At 71.4% G+C, this 17,304-nt stretch carries 17 protein-coding genes and 3 pseudogenes; 15 read left to right on the top strand and 5 right to left on the bottom strand.

Annotation, left to right across the window (positions count from 1 at the left end; all coding sequences use genetic code 11):
* Positions 1–34: 34 nt before the first annotated feature.
* The 4 genes from MUK52_RS02770 to lysA all read left to right on the top strand — a co-directional run bounded on the left by MUK52_RS02770 (position 35) and on the right by lysA (position 4,567).
* Positions 35–925 carry an ABC transporter ATP-binding protein gene (locus tag MUK52_RS02770; protein ID WP_114055411.1) on the top strand — a complete coding sequence of 297 codons (891 nt, stop codon included), beginning with the start codon at positions 35–37 and terminating at the stop codon, positions 923–925.
* 56 nt (positions 926–981) lie between these two features.
* A complete protein-coding gene (locus tag MUK52_RS02775; protein WP_284574431.1) occupies positions 982–2,550 on the top strand; it encodes an efflux permease Rv1217c-related protein in 1,569 nt (522 codons plus the stop codon).
* Between the two features lie 303 nt (positions 2,551–2,853).
* Complete coding sequence (locus MUK52_RS02780; protein WP_284574433.1) at positions 2,854–3,216, top strand: SAV_915 family protein; 363 nt, start codon at positions 2,854–2,856, stop codon at positions 3,214–3,216.
* A gap of 16 nt (positions 3,217–3,232) precedes the next feature.
* Positions 3,233–4,567 carry a diaminopimelate decarboxylase gene (lysA, locus tag MUK52_RS02785; protein ID WP_284574435.1) on the top strand — a complete coding sequence of 445 codons (1,335 nt, stop codon included), beginning with the start codon at positions 3,233–3,235 and terminating at the stop codon, positions 4,565–4,567.
* 46 nt (positions 4,568–4,613) lie between these two features.
* Here the strand turns inward: lysA and MUK52_RS02790 are convergent, their stop codons facing one another.
* The gene (locus MUK52_RS02790) at positions 4,614–4,787 is read right to left on the bottom strand and encodes a hypothetical protein (RefSeq protein ID WP_162793076.1); all 174 of its coding nucleotides are present in this window, start codon (positions 4,785–4,787) and stop codon (positions 4,614–4,616) included.
* A 131-nt stretch (positions 4,788–4,918) separates the two neighbouring features.
* A pseudogene (locus tag MUK52_RS02795) lies at positions 4,919–5,461 on the bottom strand (serine hydrolase domain-containing protein); the annotation flags it as partial.
* Between the two features lie 154 nt (positions 5,462–5,615).
* Here MUK52_RS02795 and MUK52_RS02800 point away from each other — a divergent pair.
* The 5 genes from MUK52_RS02800 to MUK52_RS02820 are packed head-to-tail and all read left to right on the top strand — an operon-like array spanning position 5,616 to position 10,350.
* Positions 5,616–5,771, top strand: coding sequence for a hypothetical protein (locus MUK52_RS02800; protein ID WP_174250387.1), 156 nt, complete (start codon positions 5,616–5,618; stop codon positions 5,769–5,771).
* A complete protein-coding gene (gene kdpF, locus MUK52_RS02805) occupies positions 5,768–5,857 on the top strand; it encodes a K(+)-transporting ATPase subunit F (protein WP_114055407.1) in 90 nt (29 codons plus the stop codon). The genes MUK52_RS02800 and kdpF overlap by 4 nt, the downstream gene beginning before the upstream one ends.
* Before the next feature lie 6 nt (positions 5,858–5,863).
* Positions 5,864–7,528, top strand: a complete 1,665-nt coding sequence (gene kdpA / locus MUK52_RS02810) for a potassium-transporting ATPase subunit KdpA (protein WP_284574436.1) — start codon at positions 5,864–5,866, stop codon at positions 7,526–7,528.
* On the top strand, positions 7,525–9,627 hold the full coding sequence (gene kdpB / locus MUK52_RS02815) for a potassium-transporting ATPase subunit KdpB (RefSeq protein ID WP_284574437.1): 2,103 nt from the start codon (positions 7,525–7,527) through the stop codon (positions 9,625–9,627). Before kdpA ends, kdpB begins: the two co-directional genes overlap by 4 nt.
* Positions 9,628–9,633: 6 nt before the next feature.
* Positions 9,634–10,350, top strand: coding sequence for a potassium-transporting ATPase subunit C (locus tag MUK52_RS02820; protein ID WP_284574438.1), 717 nt, complete (start codon positions 9,634–9,636; stop codon positions 10,348–10,350).
* A gap of 144 nt (positions 10,351–10,494) precedes the next feature.
* Here the strand turns inward: MUK52_RS02820 and MUK52_RS02825 are convergent, their stop codons facing one another.
* Together MUK52_RS02825 and MUK52_RS02830 are read right to left on the bottom strand one after the other, a co-directional pair.
* Positions 10,495–10,836: a DUF6343 family protein gene (locus MUK52_RS02825; protein WP_284574439.1), complete on the bottom strand. Its 342-nt coding sequence runs from the start codon at positions 10,834–10,836 to the stop codon at positions 10,495–10,497.
* A 557-nt stretch (positions 10,837–11,393) separates the two neighbouring features.
* Positions 11,394–12,282 (bottom strand): annotated as a pseudogene (locus MUK52_RS02830) (cytochrome b); the annotation flags it as partial.
* Between the two features lie 75 nt (positions 12,283–12,357).
* Here MUK52_RS02830 and MUK52_RS02835 point away from each other — a divergent pair.
* From MUK52_RS02835 to MUK52_RS02855, 5 genes are all read left to right on the top strand, one after another.
* On the top strand, positions 12,358–13,506 hold the full coding sequence (locus MUK52_RS02835; protein ID WP_284574441.1) for a site-2 protease family protein: 1,149 nt from the start codon (positions 12,358–12,360) through the stop codon (positions 13,504–13,506).
* A gap of 86 nt (positions 13,507–13,592) precedes the next feature.
* Complete coding sequence (locus tag MUK52_RS02840) at positions 13,593–13,733, top strand: hypothetical protein (RefSeq protein ID WP_284574443.1); 141 nt, start codon at positions 13,593–13,595, stop codon at positions 13,731–13,733.
* The gene (locus tag MUK52_RS02845) at positions 13,733–14,299 is read left to right on the top strand and encodes a PRC-barrel domain-containing protein (protein WP_114055403.1); all 567 of its coding nucleotides are present in this window, start codon (positions 13,733–13,735) and stop codon (positions 14,297–14,299) included. The genes MUK52_RS02840 and MUK52_RS02845 overlap by 1 nt, the downstream gene beginning before the upstream one ends.
* Positions 14,296–14,742, top strand: coding sequence for a PRC-barrel domain-containing protein (locus MUK52_RS02850; RefSeq protein WP_284574446.1), 447 nt, complete (start codon positions 14,296–14,298; stop codon positions 14,740–14,742). Before MUK52_RS02845 ends, MUK52_RS02850 begins: the two co-directional genes overlap by 4 nt.
* 59 nt (positions 14,743–14,801) lie before the next feature.
* Positions 14,802–15,023 carry a DUF2180 family protein gene (locus MUK52_RS02855; protein WP_114055401.1) on the top strand — a complete coding sequence of 74 codons (222 nt, stop codon included), beginning with the start codon at positions 14,802–14,804 and terminating at the stop codon, positions 15,021–15,023.
* A gap of 58 nt (positions 15,024–15,081) precedes the next feature.
* Here the strand turns inward: MUK52_RS02855 and MUK52_RS02860 are convergent, their stop codons facing one another.
* Positions 15,082–15,414: a Na+/H+ antiporter NhaA gene (locus MUK52_RS02860; RefSeq protein WP_350204891.1), complete on the bottom strand. Its 333-nt coding sequence runs from the start codon at positions 15,412–15,414 to the stop codon at positions 15,082–15,084.
* A gap of 35 nt (positions 15,415–15,449) precedes the next feature.
* Between MUK52_RS02860 and MUK52_RS02865 the strand changes: the two are divergent.
* Positions 15,450–17,285, top strand: a pseudogene (locus MUK52_RS02865) (thiamine pyrophosphate-requiring protein).
* Positions 17,286–17,304: the final 19 nt, after the last annotated feature.

The raw sequence follows: 17,304 nt of genomic DNA on the forward strand, positions 1-17,304 counted from the left end.
CCGTGTGCCCGCCATACAGACTCAGGAGGCCGGCATGGTCTCGTACGCCTGCCGCACCCGTTCCCTCACCAAGCGGTACGGCCGCGTCCTGGCACTGGACGGGCTGGACTTGAGCGTTCCGGCCGGCGAGGTGTTCGGCTTCCTCGGCCCCAACGGTGCGGGCAAGTCCACCACCATCCGCCTGCTGCTGGGCCTTGCCCGCCCCACCGCAGGCCAGGCCTGGATCTTCGGCGCTGACGCGGGTGACGTTGCCGTGACCCACCGGCGCCTCGCGTACGTGCCGGCTGACGTGGCGTTGTGGCCTCGGCTCACCGGGGCCGAGATCCTGGAGCTGCTGGCGCGCACGGGGCCCGGCAGCGACCGGGCCTACCGGGACGAGCTGGTCGAGCGGTTCGCTCTCGACCTGTCGAAGCCGGGCCGCGCCTACTCGACGGGCAATCGGCAGAAGGTGGCGCTGGTCGCCGCGTTCGCCACCCGGGCACCTCTGCTGGTGCTGGACGAACCGACCAGCGGCCTGGATCCGCTGATGGAGCGCGAGTTCCGTCGGGCGGTCCGCGAGGCCCGGGACAACGGCCAGACGGTGTTCCTCAGTTCCCACCAGCTCGCCGAGGTCGAGGCCGTCTGCGACAAGGTGGCGATCCTGCGCGCCGGGCGGCTCGTCGACGTCGCCGCCGTGACGGAGCTGCGGCGGCTGCACCGCACGGAGGTGACGGTGTGCTTCGACGGGCCGTCCCCGGACCTGAGCCGGATTCCCGGGGTGGAAGCGGTCGAGGCCACCGGCGCTGCCTCGGTGCGGTTCACCCTCACCGGGCCGCCTCGGGCTGCCCTGCAGGCACTGGCCGCGGCGGACGTGCTCAGCCTCACGGTGCGGGAACCCTCGCTGGAGGAGATCTTCCTCGGCTACTACGGCGGGGAGGAGGCGTGAGGCCCGTCAACCCGCCTGCCGGGCCTGCCCCCAGCGGTGCTGCCGCGGGGCGGGCGGTGACGGCTCTTGCCCTGCGCCAGACCTGGCGCGGCGCGCTCGTGGTGACGGGCGTGGTGGCCGGGATGTCGGCAGTGGCGGTGGCTGCCTACGCGAGCACAGTCAAGGACCCGGCGGATGCCGCGGCGTTGGGAGCGCTGGCAGGGAACCCGGCGATCCGCACCCTGTTCGGGGAACCGGTCGCCCTGGACGAGGCGGGCGGGTTCGCCGTATGGCGCACGGGGACGGCACTCGCGGTGGTGCTGGCCGTGTGGGGGCTGCTCGCGGCGACGCGGATCACCCGGGGTGAGGAGGATGCCGGCCGGTGGGACGTCCTGCTGGCCGGGCGGCTTCCGGTCAGGACCGTGGTGGCACGGCATGTCGCCGTCCTGGTGGCGGCGTCGCTCGCCGCCGGCTCGGCCGCTTTCACAGGCCTGGTCGCGGCGGGGGCCGCTGTGGGCGGCGCTGCCGTGCACAGCGCCGGGCTGGCGTTGTGCGGGGTGTTCTTCAGCGCGGTGGGCGCACTGGCCGCCCAGGTGTTCTCGACACGGGCGTCGGCCAGCGGCGCGGCGGTGGCGCTGCTCGGGACCACCATGCTGCTGCGGATGGTCGGGGACGGCCTCGCCGCCCTGGGGTGGCTGCGCTGGCTGTCGCCGTTCGGACTGATGGCCCTGACCCGACCGTACGACGGGAACCGGGTCCTGCCCCTGCTGGTCCTGCTGGCCGCCTGCGTGGCATGTGCTGCCGGGGCCGTGGCCGTTGCCGGAGGGCGTGACATCCGCGGCGGATACCTGCGCTCCTCCTCCGGCCGAGCTCCGCGCACGGGGCTGCTCGGCTCGGTCCACGCGTTCGCGGTACGGCGCCTGGTGCGGCCTCTGGCCGCCTGGACGACCGGTGTCGGGGCGTACTACCTCCTCATCGGCCTGCTGGCCGTGTCCATGACGGACTTCCTGTCCGACAATCCGAGGTTCGCCGAACTCGCCTCGCAGGCAGGCTTCACCGGGCTTGCCACCATTGAGGGGTACACCGCGACGCTGTTCGCCCTGCTGGCCGTGCCGGCGGGCGTGTTCGCCGCGGTACGGATCGCCGCCCTCGCCGCCGACGAAGCCGGCGGACGGCTCACCCTCCTGTACGCCCAGCCCCTCGCCCGGGCGACCCTGCTCACCAGCGAGGCGGCCGCGACCCTGGGCGGCGCCCTCGTGCTCACCACCACCGCCGGCATCGCCGCCTGGGCCGGGACTGCCGCTGTAGGCGCTCCCCTCGGACTGCTCTCCGCACTGTCCGGAGCCTGGAACGTACTGCCGATCGCGCTCCTCTGCCTGGGCTGCGCTGTACTCGCCCTCGGCTGGGCGCCGCGCGTGGTCACCGCCGTCGGATCCCTCCCGGCCGTGGGAGGGTTCCTGCTGAAGGTCGTCGCCGAGGAGTCCGGGCTGCCGGACTGGGTCAGCCGGCTCTCCCCCTTCGCGCACCTTGCCGCCGTCCCCGCCACCGCGGTCAACTGGCCCGCGGCCGCCGTGATGACGGCCGCGGCCGCGCTGGCAGCAGCCGTCGGCGCCGTCGGCTACCGGCTGCGGGACCTCCGTACCTGACGCGGGGCGGCCCAGGGCACGGGGCCGTGTGCGGGCAGGGAACCATCGGCGCCAGGCGAACCGGCAACGACGACCGCCTTCGGCTCGGGCGCGGTTCCGACGCGTTGCCGGCGCCTCGCGTCCCCGGCCGTCAGCACTCCGTATGGACTCCGGCCTGCACCGTCAGGGTTCCGTCAGGGGCAGACCACAGGGACACGGGGCGGGGATAGCTTTCGAGTGGCCGCCCCGGACTGCCTCCCCGCACCCGGGGCACCGTCCTTCTCCGTTCTCCTTCTCCGTTCACGGCTCCCCCAGGAGGGCCCCATGTGCCTGTTCCCGTACGACGACGACCCCGAGCCCGAGGAACGCGTCCCGGCCGGACTCCTCTACGTGCCCGTCCGGCCGGGAACTGCCGGGGCGGTGGTCCGGCTGTTCCGCACCCCGCTGGGTGCGCGGACCGCGGTCGGGTTCACAGACCCCGGCCGGCTGACGGCCACGCTCGGTGCGGAGCACCCGTGGATCAGGATCTCCGAGCCGGCGCTCCGGGCGATGTCCCGGCCGCTCGGAGTCGACCTGCTGACCGTGGACCCGACGTTCACCGCACCCGCGGTCACCACGTCCCTCACCAGCGGTTCCCCCGCGCCCGCCCCGAAGCCATGGCGAGCCTCTTCGCCCTCGGCCGCGTGAGAAGGGAAACCGCGCGATGACTGCCGCTGTCATTCCGGCCTCGGCACCGGGTACGGACGGCCTCTCCGTCTGGCCGGCTTCCACGACCCGGCTCGCACACGGCGGCCTGGCCGTCGCCGGCGTCGACCTCGCGGAGGTGGCGGAGCGGTTCGCCACTCCCGTCTACGTCCTCGACGAGGGCGAGGTCCGCGAGCGCTGCCGTACGTACCGGGCCGCGTTCCCCGAGGCGGAAATCCTCTACGCGGCCAAGGCCTTCCTCTCCCGGGCGATGGCGCGCTGGGTGCAGGAGGAGGGCTTGGGCCTGGACGTGTGCTCGGCCGGGGAGCTCGAACTGGCCGTCGTGGCGGGGTTCCCGCCTGATCGGATCGTGCTGCACGGCAACGCCAAGTCGCCGCGCGACCTCGACGCGGCGCTGCGCCTGGGGGTCGGCCGGATCGTGATCGACAGCCCTTCGGAGATCGCCCGCATCGCCGCCGCCGTCGGCCCGGACGGGCGCCAGAAGGTGATGGTGCGGGTGGTGCCCGGCGTCACCGCAGGCGGCCATCACAAGATCCGCACGGGCACCGACGGGCAGAAGTTCGGGCTCTCCCTCAGCGACGGGTCCGCACTGCACGCCGTGACGCGGGTGCTGGCCCAGCGCCGGCTGGAGCTGACCGGACTGCACTGCCACATCGGCTCCCAGATCACCGAGGTCAAACCCTACGTCACCGCCCTGCGCCGCATGGTCGGGCTGATGGCCCGTATCCGCGACGCGCACGGCCGCGTGCTGCCCGAGCTCGACCTGGGCGGCGGCCACGGCATCGCCTACCGGCCGGGCGAAGCGGCCCTGGACATCACCGCGCTCGCCCGCAAGCTGCGCGGCGAGCTGGTCGAGGCCTGTGCGGCAGCCGGGTTGCCGGTCCCCCGGCTGGCCGTCGAGCCGGGCCGGGCCGTCGTGGGGCCGGCCGGGGTGGCCGTGTACCGGGTGCTGGCCGTCAAGCACACCGGGGACACGCTGTTCGCTGCCGTCGACGGCGGGATGAGCGACAACCCCCGGCCCGCCCTGTACGGGGTCCGCTACGCACCCCGGCTGATCGGCCGCGCCTCCACGGCCTCAGCCCGTACGGCCACGGTCGTCGGCCGGCACTGCGAGGCCGGGGACGTGCTCGCGGCCGGGGTGGAACTGCCGGGCGACGTCCGGCCCGGCGACCTGATCGCCGTGCCGGTGGCGGGTGCGTACCACCTCTCCATGGCGTCCGGCTACAACATGGTGGGCCGGCCGCCGGTGGTCGCGGTCGACCAGGGCACCGCCCGGCTCCTGGTCCGGCGCGAGACCCTGGAGGACCTCCGCCTGCGGGACCTCGGAGGGTGAGGCAGGCCCGCCGATCCTGCCGGGCTCCCTGCGGTGGACTGCCCGGCTACGGCTGGTAGACGAGTTCGATCACCATCGCGGCGATGACGCTCCAGACCCCGATCCCGAGCAGCCACAGGGCTTCGAAGACGGCTCCGGTGGCGATGACGGTCAGGCCGACCGTCCCGAGGGCGAGTACGGCCCGGCGGATGCCGAGGTCCGGGCGCGAGCGAGGGGTCACAAGAGCCAGAATCCCGCTGAACGGTCGCCGAGGCGACCGTCCGGCGGAATTCCTGACGGCTTTCATACGCCGCCCGTCGACCGGGGTGTACGTGCGGGCGGCGGCTGAGGTCCGGCTCGGCCACGCGGACGGCCTCTCTGGGTGAGGAGGATGCCGACGAGGCCGTTGGCCGGATCGGCGTACGCGGTGGTGCCCGCTCCGCCATCCCAGCCGAACTGGCCGATGGGCGCGTAGTCGCCGCGATACGTGCGCACCGCCATCCCGAAGCCTCAGCCGCCGTGCTGCCCCTGGCCGTGTGACAGGTGGACGAGGTCGCGGGCGCGCTGCTCCCGGTCCGCCGGCTGCGCGGCGGGGAGGCGGTCGGTCACGGTGAACTCGCCGGTCTGCGGATCGGGAGCGTAGAGGGGCGGCAGCCGGTCGATCTTGTCGGCGGGCACGTGGAAGCCGGTGTCCTTCATCCCCAGCGGCTCGAAGACGCGTACGCGCAGGAATTCCTCGAAGGACCGGCCGGTGACCCTGGCCGCCAGCACCCCGAGCACGTCGTCGCCCACGTTGTACCGCCACCGCTCTCCAGGCTGGTGCATCAGCGGGAGCGTGCCCAGGCGGCGCATCCGCTCGTCCGGCTCCGGCGCCGGCAGCAGCCAGCCGCCCTCCTGGCCGTACACGCCCCGCTCGCACGCTGACTACCGGTACTTGGCAAGACGGATTGGTGCCTGGCCGGCCTGTCCCACCAGGGTTGACGGGGCCCGTTCCGGCGCCTCCCGTCAAGGTGGCGTCAAGAGTTCTCACGCGCCCGTATGGACCCCGTCAAGGCGTCTTAACGCCGGGATGAAGACACGGTTATCTCGTCATCGGCCATATGGCCGATTCATTTCTTCCCTCTTCATCCAGGAGCTCACGGTGGCCGATCTGGCCTTCGTCGTCACCACGGTCGCGGTGTTCGCGCTGGTGGCACTCATCGCCCGGGGGGTGACCAAGCTGTGACCGTCGAAAACATCGTCGGCCTCGCCGTGGCCGTCTCCCTGCTCGGATACCTCGTCCTCGCCCTCGTCAAGCCGGAGAGGTTCTAGCCACCGATGAGTCCCGTTCTCGCTGGTGTGCTCCAGCTCCTCGCACTGATCGCCGCACTTGCGCTGGCCTACCGCCCCCTCGGCGACCACATGGCCAGGGTCTACTCCTCGGAGAAGCACTACCGCCCGGAGAAGTGGATCTACAAGGCGATCGGCGCCAACCCGAGCGCCGAGATGCGCTGGCCCGCCTACCTGCGCGGCGTCCTCGCCTTCTCCGCGGTCAGCGTGCTCTTCCTCTATGCCCTCCAGCGCGCCCAGGGCATCCTGCCCGGCTCGCTCGGCTTCTCCGCGATCGACCCCGACCAGGCCTTCAACACCGCCGCATCCTTCACGGCGAACACCAACTGGCAGTCGTACGCGGGCGAGCAGGCCATGGGCCACGTCGTGCAGACCGGCGGCCTGGCGGTGCAGAACTTCGTCTCGGCCGCCGTCGGCATGGCCGTCGCGGTCGCCTTGGTGCGGGGCTTCGCGCGCTCCCGTACCGGTGAGCTGGGCAACTTCTGGGCCGATCTGGTCCGCGGCACCGTCCGCATCCTGCTTCCCCTTGCCGTCGTCGGCGCGATCATCCTCGTCGCGTGCGGCGCGATCCAGAACTTCGCCGGCATCCACGAGGTCGGCCAGTTCACGGGCGGTACGCAGCAGTGGAACGGCGGCGCCGTCGCCTCGCAGGAGGTGATCAAGGAGCTGGGCACGAACGGCGGCGGGTACTTCAACGCCAACTCAGCCCACCCGTTCGAGAACCCCAGCCCGTTCTCCAACCTCTTCGAGATCTTCCTGATCCTCGTCATCCCCTTCTCGCTGACCCGCACCTTCGGCCGCATGGTCGGCTCGGTCAAGCAGGGCTACGCGATCCTGGCGACCATGGCCGTCATCTGGGTCGGCTTCGTCGCCCTGATGATGTGGACCGAGTTCGCCGGCAACGGCCCGGCCTTCGAGACCGCGGGCGGCGCGATGGAGGGCAAGGAGACCCGGTTCGGGATCGGCGCCTCGGCCATCTTCTCCGTGTCCACCACGCTGACCTCGACCGGCGCGGTCAACTCCTTCCACTCCTCCTTCACCGGCTTCGGCGGCGGTATCCAGCTGCTGGGCATGCAGCTGGGCGAGATCGCGCCCGGCGGTGTCGGCTCCGGCCTCTACGGCATGCTGATCATGGCGATCATCGCGGTGTTCATCGCCGGCCTGATGGTCGGCCGCACGCCCGAGTACCTGGGCAAGAAGATCGGCACCCGCGAGATCAAGTTCGCCGCCTGCTACATCCTCGTCACCCCCGCCCTGGTCCTCGGCTTCACCGCCGCCGCGATGGCACTGGACACCCCGGCCGGCTCGATGACGAACTCCGGCGCGCACGGCTTCTCCGAGATCCTCTACGCCTACACCTCCGGCGCCAACAACAACGGCTCCGCCTTCGCGGGCCTGAACGCCGACACGCAGTGGTTCAACTCGACCATCGGCATCGCGATGCTGCTGGGCCGCTTCCTGCCCATGGTGTTCGTCCTGGCCCTGGCCGGCTCGCTCGCCGAGCAGAAGCCCGTCCCCGAGACCGCGGGCACCCTGCGCACCGACAAGCCCCTCTACACGGGCCTGCTCGTCGGCACCATCCTCATCGTCACCGGACTGACCTACTTCCCCGCCCTCGCGCTGGGACCGCTCGCCGAAGGGCTCGCATCATGAGCACCGCCACCCCGACCCGTGCCCCGCACGAGGACCTGCCCACCGGCCACAAGCCGCCCGCCGGCCGTGTCGGCGGGGGCCTGTTCGACCCCCAGCAGCTGGTCAAGTCCTTCCCCGACGCGATCCGCAAGCTCGACCCCCGCGTCATGATCAAGTCCCCGGTGATGTTCGTCGTCCTGATCGGCTCGGTGGTCACCACCGTCCTGGCCCTCAAGGACCCGACGGACTGGTTCGGCTGGGCCATCACCGCCTGGCTGTGGCTGACCACGATCTTCGCGAACCTGGCCGAGGCGGTGGCCGAGGGCCGCGGCAAGGCCCAGGCCGACACCCTGCGCAAGGCCAAGACCGACTCCGTCGCCCGCCGCCTGACCACAGACGGCGGCGAGGAGTCCGTACCGGGCACCGAGCTGAAGATCGGTGACCTGGTGGTCTGCGAAGCCGGCGACACCATCCCCGGCGACGGCGACGTCGTCGAGGGTGTCGCCTCCGTGGACGAGTCGGCGATCACCGGCGAGTCCGCACCCGTCATCCGCGAGTCCGGCGGCGACCGCTCGGCCGTCACCGGCGGTACGAAGGTCCTCTCCGACCGCATCGTCATCAAGATCACGACCAAGCCGGGCGAGACGTTCATCGACCGCATGATCTCCCTCGTCGAGGGCGCGGCCCGGCAGAAGACACCGAACGAGATCGCGCTGAACATCCTTCTCGCGTCCCTCACGATCGTCTTCCTGCTCGCGGTCGTCACGCTCCAACCGTTCGCGATCTACGCGGGCGCCGAGCAGTCGATGATCGTGCTGACGGCCCTGCTGGTCTGCCTCATCCCGACCACCATCGGCGCGCTGCTGTCGGCCATCGGCATCGCCGGCATGGACCGCCTCGTCCAGCGCAACGTCCTGGCCATGTCCGGCCGCGCGGTGGAAGCCGCGGGCGACGTCTCGACGCTGCTGCTCGACAAGACCGGCACCATCACCCTCGGCAACCGGCAGGCTTCCGAGTTCGTGCCGGTCAAGGGCACCACCGCGGCCGAGCTCGCAGATGCCGCCCAGCTGTCCTCCCTGGCCGACGAGACCCCCGAGGGGCGTTCCATCGTCGTCCTGGCCAAGGAGAAGTACGGACTGCGCGAACGCCACCAGGGCGAACTCGCCCACGCCGAGTGGATCGCCTTCACCGCCCAGACCCGTATGTCGGGCGTGGACGTCGACGGCCGGAAGACCCGCAAGGGCGCGGCCGGCTCCGTCATCACCTGGGTCAAGGAGCAGGGCGGCCAGGTTTCCGACGACGCCGATCTCCTCGCCACCCGCATCTCCGAGGCCGGCGGCACCCCGCTGCTGGTCGCCGTCCGGGACGAGAAGGGCGCCCGCGTCCTGGGGGTGATCCACCTCAAGGACGTGGTCAAGGAGGGCATGCGCGAGCGGTTCGACGAGCTGCGCCGCATGGGCATCAAGACCGTCATGATCACGGGTGACAACCCGCTGACGGCCAAGGCCATCGCCGAAGAGGCCGGCGTCGACGACTTCCTCGCCGAGGCCACCCCCGAGGACAAGATGGCCCTCATCAAGCGGGAACAGGCCGGCGGCAAGCTCGTCGCCATGACCGGCGACGGCACCAACGACGCGCCCGCCCTCGCGCAGGCCGACGTCGGCGTGGCCATGAACACCGGCACCTCGGCCGCCAAGGAGGCCGGGAACATGGTCGACCTGGACTCCAACCCCACCAAGCTCATCGAGATCGTCGAGATCGGGAAGCAGCTGCTCATCACGCGCGGTGCGCTGACCACCTTCTCCATCGCCAACGACGTCGCCAAGTACTTCGCGATCATCCCGGCCATGTTCGCCGTGGTCTACCCCGGCCTCGACAAGCTCAACGTCATGGGCCTGGCCTCCCCCGAGTCCGCGATCCTGTCCGCGGTCATCTTCAACGCACTGGTCATCATCGCGCTGGTGCCGCTCGCCCTCAAGGGCGTGCAGTACAAGCCGACCAGCGCCGACAAGATGCTCCGCCGCAACCTCGGCCTCTACGGACTCGGCGGCCTGATCGCCCCGTTCATCGGCATCAAGCTCATCGACCTCCTCATCTCCCTCATCCCCGGAATCGGCTGATCTGCGATGAACAACTCTGTAGGCAACACGGCACGGTTGATCGGAGCCGGCCTGCGCGCCCTGCTCGTCCTGACCGTGATCTGCGGCGTCATCTACCCGCTCGCCGTCACCGGTATCGCCCAGGCTCTGTTCAACGACAAGGCCAACGGCTCCGAGATCAAGGACAAGAGCGGCCGGGTCGTCGGCTCCTCCCTCATCGGACAGACCTACAACCTGCCGAAGAAGGACCCGAACGACGCCGAAGAGGCCGCGAGGCCCGACCTGAAGTGGTTCCAGCCCCGCCCGTCCAACGGCTTGGGCACCAACAGCGCCAACACGCAGTACTCCCTGCTCCTGTCCGGTGCCACCAACCGTTCCGCCGACAACGGCGCCGTGAACGGCCGGTGCACCAGGGACTCCGAGGAGGGCACCCTCTGCGCACAGGTCATCGCCGCCGAGGACGCGGTCGTCGCCGACAACTCGACCTCCACCTACAAGGTCAGGCCCGAGGACGTGCCGGCAGACGCGGTCACCTCCTCAGGCTCGGGCCTGGACCCGCACATCTCGCCGGAGTACGCCAAGCTCCAGGTCCACCGGGTCGCCGAGCAGAACAACCTCGACGTCAAGCAGGTCGAGAAGCTCGTCGCCGACCACACCATCGGCCGGACCCTCGGCTTCATGGGCGAACCCCGCGTCAACGTCCTCGAACTCAACACCGCCCTCAAGGCACTGGTCGAGGGCTGAGGTTCCACGTCGCACGGACCGGGAGCCGGCAGGGCGCGGAATGTCCGCGCCCTGCCGGCTCCCACCACGTGCCGCGGTCCGTCCGCGCAGGCCGTGAGCGCAGTGGTCGATCGTGCCGGCGGGCCGGGCTGGGCGGCTGCCCCGTCAGGATCTGCCATGTCTCGGAGGGCGTTCCCTCGCGCGCCTGCGGAGGAGGAACACGAGGTTCAGGGCGGCGATCAGGCACAGGACGCCGCAGGCAATGGCCATCCCCGTCAGCTCCGTCTGACCGGGGCTCGCCTCGGGTGAGGCGCTGCCGGCCCACAGGCCGAGGGCGGCTGCAGCCAGGGCGAAGAGAGCCAAGGCCGCGGCCACCAGGATGATGCGGAGGCCCACGGCGCTCTGGGCGGTGGCCGGTTCCGTTCCGGTCCGTTCGAAGTGGCGCCCGATGATGCCGGACCGGGAGCGGGGTACGGGGCGTCCGGAGGGGTGGGATCGATTCATCATGCGCTCCTGTGGAGCCAGGCGGCTCGGCCTGTCTGCCGCCGGCCCGGCCGTCGTTTGCGGGGCCGGCTGCGTGACGGCTGCCTGCGGTGCCGGTCTGCGCCGCCCGGTACGGAGCCCGTGTCGACTCGGTCCGGAGTGGTGGCGGCCGTCCGGTGCGACCGCTTCCGTCGGCCCCCGCTCCGGCAGGGAGGACTTCCCTCGCCAACGCCTACCCGGGAAAGCCGGAAGGATACGTGCGCGGGCGGAGAGCCCGAAAACGGCGCCCCCCCGGCCCCCCGGCGACTGTTCACCGGTCGGTGAACCGGTGAATTCCGGTGCGCACCCGCCCGTCGGAGGCTCCACGCCCGGCGGCGGGCGGAAGGATCGCGATCGAGACGTATCGGAACCGTGCGCGGGATGGGCAGCGGATGACGCGACAGAGCTTGCCGGCCGACCGGCAGAAGAGCAGGGAGCCGGCGGGGCCGGTCGGGACACGTGTCCGGTCCGGCGTGCGGCTCCTCGGACTGCTCACGACGGCGGACCACAAGGTCATCGGCTACCTGTACATGATCACGGCCTCCGTACGTCCAGACGGGATTGATCTGAGCTGTTCCGCCGAGGAGTGCCAGGAGGCCGAAGACCAGCAGGAAGAAGCCCGCCGACTTGGCCGCGAATTGAGGAACATCGGTCGGCCCACCGCGTTGCGACCCGTTCTGCCGGGGCCGGCCCACTGCGTGTGCTTCAGGTACGTGACAAGCATCAGGTGCATCGTGATCAGGGCGGCCATCAGTCCGGGAACCAGCAGGATGTGCATCGCGTACAGGCGCGGCAGCAGCGATTCGCCCGGGTACTCCCCGCCGAGCGCTGCCATCTCCAGGTACGTGCCGGCGAACGGAACCGACCCCAGGATGGTCATGGCCGTCCGCAGACCGGTGCCGGACAGCAGGTCGTCCGGCAACGGGTAGCCGGCGAAGCCCTCCACAGCAGTGCCAGGAGGAACAGCGACACCCCGACCATCCAGTTCGCCTCCCGCGGCTTGCGGAAGGCGCCCGTGAAGAACACCCGCAGCAGGTGCACCGCAACGGCGGCGACGAAGACCAGCGCGGCCCAGTGGTGGATCTGCCGGATCAGCAGTCCGCCCCGCACGTCGAAACTCAGGGCCATGGTCGAGGCGTAGGCCCGGCTCACCAGCTGTCCCCGCAGCAGCGGGTAGCTGCCGGTGTACGGGGTCCTGCCCGTGGTCGGATCGAAGAACAGGGTGAGGTAGACCCCGGTCAGGACCAGCACCGCGAACGTGTACAGGGCGATCTCGCCGAGCAGGAACGACCAGTGGTCGGGGAACGCCTTGCACAGGAGCCGCCGTGCGACGCCGGCCAGGGGCAGGCGGGCATCCGCGGCCCCGAACCCGTGCACGGCCGCTTCGCTCACGCGGGCCCGCCACCGGGCCCGAAGCCTCCGAAGGAACACCCGTCCTCCTGACGTTCCCCGAGGCGGCCGCATGGGAGGGGAGATCGTGGACATCCGCCAGAGAGGGGGATGGAGGTGACTGCCGTGAAGCCGACGTTCTCCCTGGGCACGATCGCCGGCGTGCGGGTGGGCGTGCACTGGAGCGCCCTGGTCATCGTCGTGGTGATCGCACTGGTTCTCTCCGGCCGGCTTCCCGCTGCCCATCCGGACCGCCCGGGCTGGCAGTACGCGGTCACCACCCTGGTCGCCGCGGCGTTCCTGCTGCTGTCCCTGCTTGCCCACGAACTCAGCCACGCGGTCGTGGCCCGCCGCAACGGCGTCGCCGTCGGGGACATCACGCTGTGGCTCCTGGGAGGCATGGCCCGGCTCGGGGGTGAGCCCCCCACGCCCGGCGCGGAGGCGCGCATCGCGGGTGTCGGCCCACTGGTCAGCCTGCTGCTGGGTCTGCTGTTCGGCCTCCTGGCCGGCGCAGCCGCGGCCGTCCTCGGCGCGGGGCTCGCCGTCGAGGCCCTGGCCTGGCTGGGCGGCATCAACGTGCTCCTGGCCGTCTTCAACGCCCTGCCCGCCGCGCCGCTCGACGGCGGACGACTTCTCCGGGCAGTGGTCTGGCGCCGGACCGGGGACCGGCTGCGGGCCACCGCCGTGGCAACGGGCGCCAGCCGGCTGCTGGGCTGGGCACTGGTCGCCGTCGGGCTGCTCCTGGTCCTGCGCGGAGTGCCGCTCAGCGGAATATGGATCGTGCTCGTCGGCTGGTTCCTCGTCGCCGTGGCGACAGCGGAAGGCGGCCAGGCCAAGCTGGAGGAACTGCTGAGCGGGGTCACCGTCGGAGAGGCCATGGGGCGCGACCCGGTGACCGTGCCCGCCTCGCTCGCCGTCGGCCGGTTCCTCGCCGCGCCGCAGTACCGCTTCCGCCACTCCGCGTTCCCCGTGGTCGACGCCGACAGCCGTCCGGTCGGCCTGGTGAGCGTCAACGCCGCCGCCCGCGTACCGGAGGAAAGGCACGGCACGACGCGAGTGGCCGACGTGATGATCCCGATCGAGGAGGTCCCCACCCCGCACCCCGGTGATCCGCTGACCGGCGTCCTGCCCGTGCTGGAGAGCAGCCCGGCCCACCGTGCTGTCGTCCTGGCGGGCGGCGCGGTCGTCGGCGTGGTCACCAGCTCCGACGTCAGCCGGGTGACGTCGTGGCTTGCCTCTTCCCGGTGGCGGAAGCGGGCCGTCTGAGGGCCGGCCGTGTGTGAGGCGCACGCGCGCGGGCAGGCGCTGTCAAGAAGGGCTCGGAGGCTCGATCGAGACAGGAGGGCCGGATCATGGAATGGTGGCTCTGGCTGATCGTGGTGGTCGTCGTCCTCGCGGTGATCGCCATTTCGGCCCTGGTGACGCAGGCGCGCCGGCGAAGGGGCGGGGCTGTGGTCGAGCATCCGCCCACGCATGGCAGGGGTGAACCGTGATGACGTTTCTCATTCGCATCGGCGATGTCGTCGGACTGCCGGTGGTCACGTTGGAGGGAGATGCGATCGCCCAGGTCAAGGACGTGGTTCTGGACGCGGGCGACGGCCGGGTGACGATGTTCACGCTCAGTGGCCGCGGTCTGCTCGCGGGCCCGCGCCACGAGGTGCTGCCCTGGGCGAACGTCCACGCCCTCGGCTCGGACGCCGTCATGGTCGCCGACCGGTCGGCCGTGGTCGGACCGGACGAGACGGAACAGGCCGAGGCACCGGGCGCCGGTGTGGGCGGCGCTGCCGTCCTCACCTCCGAGGGCGAGCACATGGGCAAGGTCACCGATGTGGTCCTCGACGTGGGTGACGATGTCGCCCGGTCGGTGGGGTACGAGGTGAAACTGGGCCACCGGGAAGCCGGCTGGACCACCGCCCTGCTGCCCGTGCCCCTTCCGCTCGCCGCCACCGACGAGAACGTCGTGGTGCCGGCGATGTCGCTCAGGTTCACGGCAGAGAACCTCGAAGACTTCCCCGAGGCCGCCCGCGGTCTGGAGCAGGCGTTGAAGGAGGCGTCATGAAGCGGTTCGGTGAGGTCCTGCGCATGCCCGTCGTGGTCTCTGACACCGCCGAGCAGTTGGGCCCGGTGACCGGTCTGGTGCTGGCCGCGTCTCCGGCCCGTGTGGAGTCCCTGCGGATGCGTTCCTCTCGCGGCGACGAATTCGTCCCGTGGGAGGCGGTGCGCTCCGTCGGTCCGGACGCAGTCATGGTCACCCGCACGACGGACTCCTTCGCGGAAGCGGACCCGGACGGCCGGTACCACGACCCCCGGGGAAAGGCCCTGTTCACCGACCGGGGGCAGCGTCTCGGAGAAGTCCGCGAGTGCACGTTCGACGAATCCGACGGCGGGTTGGCCGGCCTGACCACGGAGGCCGGGGAGGTCGAGGGCGGCCGTCTCCTCGCAGTGGGCGACTTCGCCGTGGTGGTCAAGGACGAGGAAGCACCGCCCGAATCCACTGACTGAGGCTCAGCCGTCAGGATCAGGCAGGGCGCACAGACCCCGACCCGAAGGAGTCGATGGCGATGAACTGCTACGAGTGCGCCGCCGGATCGGGCCCGCCCCGGGTTGCCGTCGCGGTCTGCCGGGAGTGCGGGGTGGGCCTGTGCACTGGGCACGCCCGCGTCGAGACGCACGAGCTGCTGCGCCCCGCGGGACTGGGCAAGACCACGACGGACCTGCCCGCCCGCCGGGTCGTCTGCCCCGTGTGCGCCGCGGCCGAGGCGAGCGTGCCCGGTCCCGTCTGATCGCCGGGGTCCGGAGCGACCTGGCGGCCGGAGTCGCGGGCCGGCTGAGGGGTTTCGGTCAGTTGCCGTTCCCCCTGCCGGATCCGCTCGCGTCCTCGTCGGCTGCTCCGCCGCCCTCTTCTTCCTGGGACATGCGCCGGTAGACGGCGTTGCGGCGTCGCAGTACCACGCCGGCGACTGCCGCGGAGGTGACTGAGGCGATCAGGACCGCGGCCTTGACGCGTTCTGCCGTCCCGGAACCGGGGAAGGCGAGCTCGCTGAAGAGCAGCGCGATGGTGAAGCCGATCCCGGCGAGCGCGGCGAGGCCGAAGACATCGGACCACTCGAGCTCCGGGTTGAGCCGCGCCCGGGTGAAACGGGCGGCGAGGTAGCCGCCGCCGAGCACCCCCACGGGTGCCCGACGGGAGAGTGAGAGAGGTGGCATTCATGACCGGGACCAAGGTCTCCGACCACGTTCTCCGGTGTTTGAGGGAGTGAGGCGTCGAGTACGTCTTCGCCTATCCGGGTGACGGCATCAACGGTCTGCTCGCGGCCTGGGGGCGGGCCGGGGACCGACCGCGGTTCATCCAGTCGCGCCACGAGGAGATGTCCGCCTTCCAGGCGGTGGGGTACGCCAAGTTCTCGGGCCGGGTCGGGGTCTGCGCGGCCACCTCGGGGCCGGGCGCGATCCATCTCCTCAACGGCCTGTACGACGCCAAGCTCGACCACGTCCCCGTCGTCGCCCTCGTGGGGCAGACCGACCGCAGCGCCATGGGCGGCTCGTACCAGCAGGAGGTGGACCTCGCCACCCTCTACAAGGACGTCGCCTCGGACTACTGCGTCACCGTGACCGTCCCCGAGCAGTTCCCCAACGCCATCGACCGGGCCGTGCGGACGGCGTACGCCCGGCGCACCGTGACGGCGGTGATCGTCCCGGCGGACGTGCAGGAACTCGACTACAGCCCGCCGGAGCGCGCCTTCAAGATGGTGCCCTCCAGCCTGGGCATCGCCGACTACGCCCCGGTGCCCTCCGACACCGACCTGGAGCGGGCCGCCGAGGTGCTCAACGCGGGCGAGAAGGTCGCCGTCCTCATCGGGCAGGGCGCACGAGGCGCGCGGCCCGAGGTCGAACGCCTCGCCGACGTCCTCGGCGCCGGTGTGGCCAAGGCCCTGCTGGGCAAGGACGCCCTGCCCGACGACCTGCCCTACGTGACCGGCTCGATCGGGCTGCTCGGCACCCGGCCGTCGTACGAGCTGATGCGGGACTGCGACACCCTGCTCGTGATCGGCTCCAGCTTCCCCTACACCCAGTTCATGCCCGAGTTCGACCAGGCCCGCGCCGTGCAGATCGACATCGACCCGCACATGATCGGTCTGCGGTACCCCTTCGAGGTGCAGCTGGTCGGCGACGCGGGCGACACCCTGCGCCGCCTGCTGCCCCGCCTGCACCGCAAGAGCAGCCGGGACTGGCGGGAGACCGTGGAGAAGAACACCGCCCGCTGGTGGGAGGTGATGGAGCGGCGGGCCTCGGTGGGCGCCGACCCGGTCAACCCCGAGTACGTCTTCCACGCCCTCGACCCCCTGCTTCCGGACAACGCCATGATCACCGCGGACTCGGGGTCGGCGGCCAACTGGTACGCCCGCCACCTGCGCATGCGCGGCACCATGCGCGGCTCCCTGTCCGGGACCCTCGCCACCATGGGCCCGGCGGTTCCGTACGCCATCGGCGCCAAGTTCGCCCACCCCGACCGTCCCGTCATCGCCCTGGTCGGCGACGGGGCCATGCAGATGAACGGCATGATGGAGCTGGTGACCGCGGCCAAGTACCGCTCCGAGTGGTCTGACCCCCGCTTCGTGGTGGCCGTGCTCAACAACCACGATCTCAACCAGGTCACCTGGGAGATGCGGGCCATGTCGGGCGCCCCCCAGTTCGAGGAGTCGCAGGCGATCCCCGACCTGCCGTACGCCGACATCGCCCGCTGCCTGGGCCTGGACGGGACGCGGGTGGAGAAGCCCAAGCAGGTCGAGGCCGCGTGGCGGAACGCGCTCGCCGCGGAGCTCCCCTTCCTCATCGACTTCCGCACGGACCCCACCGTGCCGCCGATTCCGCCGCACGCCACCCTCGACCAGATACAGGCGGCCGCCGCCTCCGTCCTCAAGGGGGACAGCGATCGGGCGGCCATGGTCCGGCAGGGCTTCCTGGCGAAGGTGCAGGAACTCATGCCCGTCGGCCACCACCGCGGCGGTGACGGACACGACGGCGGTTCCCGGAAACGGCAGTGACCCCGCGCGACCCTCGTCA

This window comes from Streptomyces sp. 2P-4 (assembly GCF_030167965.1).
Taxonomy (GTDB): domain Bacteria; phylum Actinomycetota; class Actinomycetes; order Streptomycetales; family Streptomycetaceae; genus Streptomyces; species Streptomyces globosus_A.

Coding starts and splice junctions, on each gene's coding strand:
- MUK52_RS02770 (WP_114055411.1), top strand. CDS start 35: ATGGTCTCGTACGCCTGCCGCACCCGTTCCCTCACCAAGCGGTACGGC.
- MUK52_RS02780 (WP_284574433.1), top strand. CDS start 2,854: ATGTGCCTGTTCCCGTACGACGACGACCCCGAGCCCGAGGAACGCGTC.
- lysA (WP_284574435.1), top strand. CDS start 3,233: ATGACTGCCGCTGTCATTCCGGCCTCGGCACCGGGTACGGACGGCCTC.
- MUK52_RS02800 (WP_174250387.1), top strand. CDS start 5,616: ATGAAGACACGGTTATCTCGTCATCGGCCATATGGCCGATTCATTTCT.
- kdpA (WP_284574436.1), top strand. CDS start 5,864: ATGAGTCCCGTTCTCGCTGGTGTGCTCCAGCTCCTCGCACTGATCGCC.
- kdpB (WP_284574437.1), top strand. CDS start 7,525: ATGAGCACCGCCACCCCGACCCGTGCCCCGCACGAGGACCTGCCCACC.
- MUK52_RS02820 (WP_284574438.1), top strand. CDS start 9,634: ATGAACAACTCTGTAGGCAACACGGCACGGTTGATCGGAGCCGGCCTG.
- MUK52_RS02825 (WP_284574439.1), bottom strand. CDS start 10,836: ATGATGAATCGATCCCACCCCTCCGGACGCCCCGTACCCCGCTCCCGG.
- MUK52_RS02840 (WP_284574443.1), top strand. CDS start 13,593: ATGGAATGGTGGCTCTGGCTGATCGTGGTGGTCGTCGTCCTCGCGGTG.
- MUK52_RS02845 (WP_114055403.1), top strand. CDS start 13,733: ATGACGTTTCTCATTCGCATCGGCGATGTCGTCGGACTGCCGGTGGTC.
- MUK52_RS02850 (WP_284574446.1), top strand. CDS start 14,296: ATGAAGCGGTTCGGTGAGGTCCTGCGCATGCCCGTCGTGGTCTCTGAC.
- MUK52_RS02855 (WP_114055401.1), top strand. CDS start 14,802: ATGAACTGCTACGAGTGCGCCGCCGGATCGGGCCCGCCCCGGGTTGCC.